The sequence below is a fragment of the Nocardioides sp. genome (assembly GCF_036374615.1).
Lineage (GTDB): Bacteria > Actinomycetota > Actinomycetes > Propionibacteriales > Nocardioidaceae > Nocardioides.
The window spans coordinates 1-4707 of sequence record NZ_DASUTK010000081.1 but is presented as its reverse complement, the minus strand read 5'-3'; the positions used below and the strand labels follow the sequence as shown (position 1 = coordinate 4707).

7 protein-coding genes and 1 pseudogene are annotated in these 4707 nt (G+C 70.3%); 7 read left to right on the top strand and 1 reads right to left on the bottom strand.

The genetic code is table 11. The annotated features are described in order from the left end of the window. The 6 genes and pseudogenes from VFZ39_RS06675 to VFZ39_RS06650 form a co-directional block, all read left to right on the top strand. A pseudogene (locus VFZ39_RS06675) lies at positions 1 to 673 on the top strand (F0F1 ATP synthase subunit beta); the annotation flags it as partial. Continuing rightward, on the top strand, positions 673 to 1008 hold the full coding sequence (locus VFZ39_RS06670) for a F0F1 ATP synthase subunit epsilon (protein ID WP_330864953.1): 336 nt from the start codon (positions 673 to 675) through the stop codon (positions 1006 to 1008). The pseudogene VFZ39_RS06675 and the gene VFZ39_RS06670, both read left to right, overlap by 1 nt. A gap of 26 nt (positions 1009 to 1034) precedes the next feature. Next, on the top strand, positions 1035 to 1475 hold the full coding sequence (locus VFZ39_RS06665) for a DUF2550 domain-containing protein (RefSeq protein ID WP_330864952.1): 441 nt from the start codon (positions 1035 to 1037) through the stop codon (positions 1473 to 1475). Further along, positions 1472 to 2659, top strand: a complete 1188-nt coding sequence (locus VFZ39_RS06660; protein WP_330864951.1) for an MFS transporter — start codon at positions 1472 to 1474, stop codon at positions 2657 to 2659. The genes VFZ39_RS06665 and VFZ39_RS06660 overlap by 4 nt, the downstream gene beginning before the upstream one ends. Before the next feature lie 3 nt (positions 2660 to 2662). Further along, entirely contained in the window at positions 2663 to 2890 is a 228-nt protein-coding gene (locus VFZ39_RS06655) for a hypothetical protein (protein ID WP_330864950.1), read from the top strand. Between the two features lie 107 nt (positions 2891 to 2997). Then, positions 2998 to 3459: a MarR family winged helix-turn-helix transcriptional regulator gene (locus VFZ39_RS06650; RefSeq protein ID WP_330864949.1), complete on the top strand. Its 462-nt coding sequence runs from the start codon at positions 2998 to 3000 to the stop codon at positions 3457 to 3459. 21 nt (positions 3460 to 3480) lie between these two features. Here VFZ39_RS06650 and VFZ39_RS06645 read toward each other — a convergent pair whose 3' ends face one another. Next, on the bottom strand, positions 3481 to 3996 hold the full coding sequence (locus VFZ39_RS06645) for an HNH endonuclease signature motif containing protein (protein WP_330864948.1): 516 nt from the start codon (positions 3994 to 3996) through the stop codon (positions 3481 to 3483). Positions 3997 to 4262: 266 nt separating this feature from the next. Here VFZ39_RS06645 and VFZ39_RS06640 point away from each other — a divergent pair, with 266 nt between their 5' ends. Beyond that, positions 4263 to 4487 (top strand): hypothetical protein, encoded by a 225-nt coding sequence (locus VFZ39_RS06640; protein ID WP_330864947.1) that lies wholly within the window; start codon positions 4263 to 4265, stop codon positions 4485 to 4487. Positions 4488 to 4707 lie beyond the last annotated feature (220 nt).

Here is a 4707-nt window from a genome sequence, read left to right as displayed (position 1 = left end):
CATCGACAACATCTTCCGGTTCACCCAGGCCGGCTCGGAGGTGTCGACCCTGCTGGGCCGGATGCCGTCCGCGGTGGGCTACCAGCCCAACCTGGCCGACGAGATGGGCGTGCTGCAGGAGCGGATCACCTCGACCCGCGGCCACTCGATCACCTCGATGCAGGCGATCTACGTGCCGGCGGACGACTACACCGACCCGGCTCCCGCCACGACGTTCGCGCACCTCGATGCGACCACCGAGCTCTCGCGCGAGATCGCGTCGCTGGGCATCTACCCCGCGGTGGACCCGCTGACCTCGACGTCCCGGATCCTCGACGCCCAGTACATCGGGCAGGCGCACTACGACTGCGCGGTGCGGATCAAGCAGATCCTCCAGCGCAACAAGGAGCTCCAGGACATCATCGCGATCCTCGGTGTCGACGAGCTCTCCGAGGAGGACAAGATCATCGTGTCCCGCGCCCGGCGGATCCAGCGCTTCCTGTCGCAGAACACCTACGTGGCCAAGCAGTTCACCGGTATCGAGGGCTCGACCGTGCCGGTGGCCGACACCATCGAGGCGTTCAACAAGATCGCCGACGGTGACTACGACCACGTCGCCGAGCAGGCCTTCTTCATGTGCGGCGGCCTCGACGACGTCGAGCGGCGCTGGGACGAGATCCAGAAGAGCCTCTGATGGCCAACACCATGAAGGTCGCCCTGGTGGCCGCGGACCGCGAGGTGTGGTCCGGGGAGGCCACCATGGTCAGTGCGCGCACGGTGGACGGCGACATCGGGATCATGGCCAACCACACGCCGATCATGTCGGTGCTCGACGCGGGTCAGGTCGACGTCCGTACCGTTGACGACGGCCACTGGGTCGCCGCCGTCAACGGCGGGTTCCTCTCGGTCGCCCACAACGAGGTCCGACTGCTCTGCGAGCATGCGGAAATCTCGTTCGAGAGCAACTACGAAGAGGCGAAGCGGCTGCTCGACGAGCGAGTAGCCGCGCAGGAGAGCAACGAGGGCTGACCGGGTCAGCCGCTGGAGGAGGACGGATGCCGCTGTGGCAGCTGCTGCTCGACGCAGCTGGTGCGGTGCTCGTCCTCGTCCTGCTCTACGGCCTCGCCCTCGTCGTACGCCGACGGCTGCTGTCCCGCCACGGCGGTACCTTCGAGCTCAGCTACCGCGTCCGGTCCGAGAGGGCCGGGCGCGGTTGGCTTCTCGGGCTGGGGCGGTACTCGGGAGACCGTCTCGAGTGGTTCCGGATCTTCTCGCTGGCCCCCAGACCCAAGCGGGTGTGGGAGCGGAGCACGCTCAACTACACGGGGCGGCGTGACCCCGAGCGCTCCGAGCGGATGTCGCTGTACCCGGACCACACGGTGGTGCAGTGCAACGTCGGGGACGCCACCCTCGAGCTCGCGATGTCGCCGAGCTCCCTGACCGGCTTCCAGTCGTGGCTCGAGGCGGGTCCGCCCGGTACGGCGACGACGGTGTGAGCGAGCCGACCTCGAGCGGCGTCCGGCCGGGCGTCGCGACCGTCACCGCCGCGCGCAACGCGGTCGCGACCGCGTTCATCCTCAACGGTCTCGGCTTCGCCTCACTGTTCTCGCGGGTGCCCGACATCCGGTCGGGGCTCGACCTCGACAACTCCTCGCTCGGACTGCTGCTGCTGTCCGGTGCCCTCGGCTCGGTGCTCGCGCTGCCGAGCGCCGGGGCGCTGATCCGCCGCAGCAGTGCGGCCGCCGTGGTCCGCGGCGGGAGTGTGCTCGTCGCGGTCGGGCTGGTGGTCGTCGCCCTGGGGATCGACGTCGCGTCCTCCGTCGCGCTGTCGGCCGTGGGTCTCTTCGTCTACGGGGTCGGCACCGGTACGTGGGACGTCGCCATGAACGTCGAGGGCGCCGCGGTCGAGCGTGGCCTCGGACGCTCGATCATGCCGCGCTTCCACGCCGGCTGGAGCCTCGGGTCGGTCACCGGAGCCGGGATCGGGGTGCTGGTCACGGCGGCCGGCGTCCCGATGATCGGGCACCTGGCGCTGGGCGCTGCGGTGGTGCTGGTCGCCGTACCCGCGACGCGGAGGTTCCTGCCCGCGGAGCCGGAGTCTCACGCCGGCTCGTCCGGAGCGGCGTGGCGCGAGCCCCGCACGCTCGCGATCGGACTGATGGTGCTCGCGTTCGCGCTCACCGAGGGGTCGGCGAACGACTGGCTCGCGCTGGCCATCATCGACGGGTACGACGCTCCGCGTTGGGTCGGCGTCGGCGGGTTCGCCCTGTTCGTGATCGCCATGACGACCGGTCGGCTGCTCGGGACGTTCTTCCTCGACCGCTACGGCCGAGTGCCGGTGCTGCGCGCGACCGCCCTGCTCGCGCTCGGCGGGCTGGTGCTGCTGCTGCTCGGCCCCCATCCCGTGGTGGTGGCGCTCGGAGTGCTGGCATGGGGGCTCGGCGCCTCGCTCGGCTTCCCCGTCGGGATGAGCGCCGGGGCCGACGACCCAGCGCACGCGGCGGCACGGGTGAGCGTGGTGTCCACCCTCGGCTACTCCGCGTTCCTCGCCGGCCCACCGCTGCTCGGCTTCGTCGGCGACCGGGTGGGCACGCTCCAGTCGCTGTGGGTGGTCGCGGCGATCCTGGCGCCGACGGCCCTGCTCGTGTCGGTCGCCAGGGAGCCGGACGCGAGAGACTGAGCCGTGGGCTGGACGGTCGGAGTCGCCATCGGGGTGGTCCTCGGGCTCGCTGTGCTGGGCGTCGGCGTGCGGCTGATTCTGCGCGGCCGGCGTGAGGGGCGGATGGCGGGGGCGAGCGTCGACGACCGGATGGTGGCGAGCTTCCGCGTCGCTGCCGGGGTGCGGATGATCAACAAGGGTGCGCTGCTGCTGGTGCTGGTCGCGATCGCCGCCGTGGTCTGGAAGCGCTGACCGCGGCCGGTTCACCGCACGCCTTCAGATGGCGACCAGCGCGGTGCGGCCATGACGCCTCCTGCTAATGTAAGGATACCTGTCGAATACTGGAAGAATCCTTACGGATGTCAAGGCCCCCGCTGCCCGGTCCTCCCCACAAGCCGCTGATCGCCCTGGTCGATCGGCTGAACCGGGCGCTGCAGATCGACATGGTCCGGGCCGGCCACGCCGCCGGGTTCCCCGAGCTCAAGCATGCGCACAACCTGGTCTTCGGCACCCTCAGTAGCTCACACGGGAGCCACACAGCAGACATGGCAGCCCGGGCAGGGATCACCCGGCAGTCGATGGGGGAGGTGGTGCGCGAGCTCATGGGCCTGGGCATCGTCGAGATGACCGTCGACCCCGAGGACCGTCGCGCCAAGCTGGTCACCTATACCGACTACGGCTTGGGCGTCGCCCGCGCGGGCCGTCAGCACATCGCCGACCTCGAGCAGCGCTTCGCAGAGGAGTTCGGGGAGGAGGAGTACGCCCTGGTGCGGGACGTGCTGGCCCGGATCGTCGAGCTGGTGGAGCCGGGGGAGCGGTGACGATGCTGCTCGCGAGTCAGGTCAGGGCCCTGCGCGACAGCCGTTGTCGGGCGACCGGCGGTTGACAGGTCGGTCGGGCGGCGTGACATCGAGGGTGCCCGTGGCGTCACGGACGAACTGCTGGCCATGGGGGTCCGACCACAGCCAGACGCCGGGCTCGACCAGCGTGTAGCGCCAGCCGGCGTGGGTCTTCAAGCGATGGTGGCGACGGCACAAGGGCGCGATGTTGCAGTCACAGGTCTCGCCGCCGCGCTCGCGCGGGACCCGGTGGTCGTGATCGCACTCGCAGGCCGGCCGGGTGCACATGGGGAACACGCACGTCGAGTTGAGGAGATGGTTGCGGGTCTCGAAGCGACCGCGGACCTCGTAGGCGTCGGTCCGGTTGTGGTCGTTGAGGTCGATCACCGGCTGCACCGTGAGATGCGAGTCCGTACGGCCGCACCAGTCACGGATCTGCTGGTCGAGCATCGCGCGGTTGGCCGTCTCGTTGCGGCCGACGGGGTCGAGCCCGAGGACGGCGAGGTCGCTGATGTGCATGAACAGCGTGGTGTGCTTGACGGCTTGGGCGCAGACCGGTCGTCCAGCAGCGCGAGGGCGCCGGCGGGGTCGGCGAGAACACCCACTGCGCGAGAGCGGCGTACGTCGAGAGAGTCGGTGTGGCGGCCGGCTCGCTCGTCGGCGTGGGCAAGGGCAGCCGCGACGCGCGACAGGGCCTGGTCGAAGTCGTGGAGGTCCTTCCAGTCGCCACGCAGGCTCATGTCGGCGACGCCCGTGTCGTTGATTGAATCGGCGTGGAGGGTGGCGTGACGACGGTCGAGCGCTTCGAGCTGCGCGATCTCGCGCTCCTCGGGGTGGAGTCGGAGCAGCGCCTCGTCGAGAAGACGGTCGAGGGTGATCGGGCCGACCTTGTGCGCCACGTCGTCGAGCACCTCGTCCAAGTGGGCGCAGACGTCTTCGGGTTGGCCGAGCACCGCCTGAGCGATCCGGCGCGCCCGCCAGGCCTCGACCTCGCAGGTCACGACCCTTGACCAGACCCGGGGAAGCCGGTGACGAAGCACCAGGGCGTCGCGGATCATCGCGTCTCCGCCGGCGGTGTTGCGGCCGACCGCAGCGGCGAATGAGGCGCCGGCCTTCCAGGACCACCTCGGGATCCCGCGCTCGGGGTCGAACTCCCGGGCCCATTCGGCTGCCGGGTCATCGGGATCGGCGGCTGGACCGGGCCCTGGGTCATCGAGCTCTGCGTTGTCG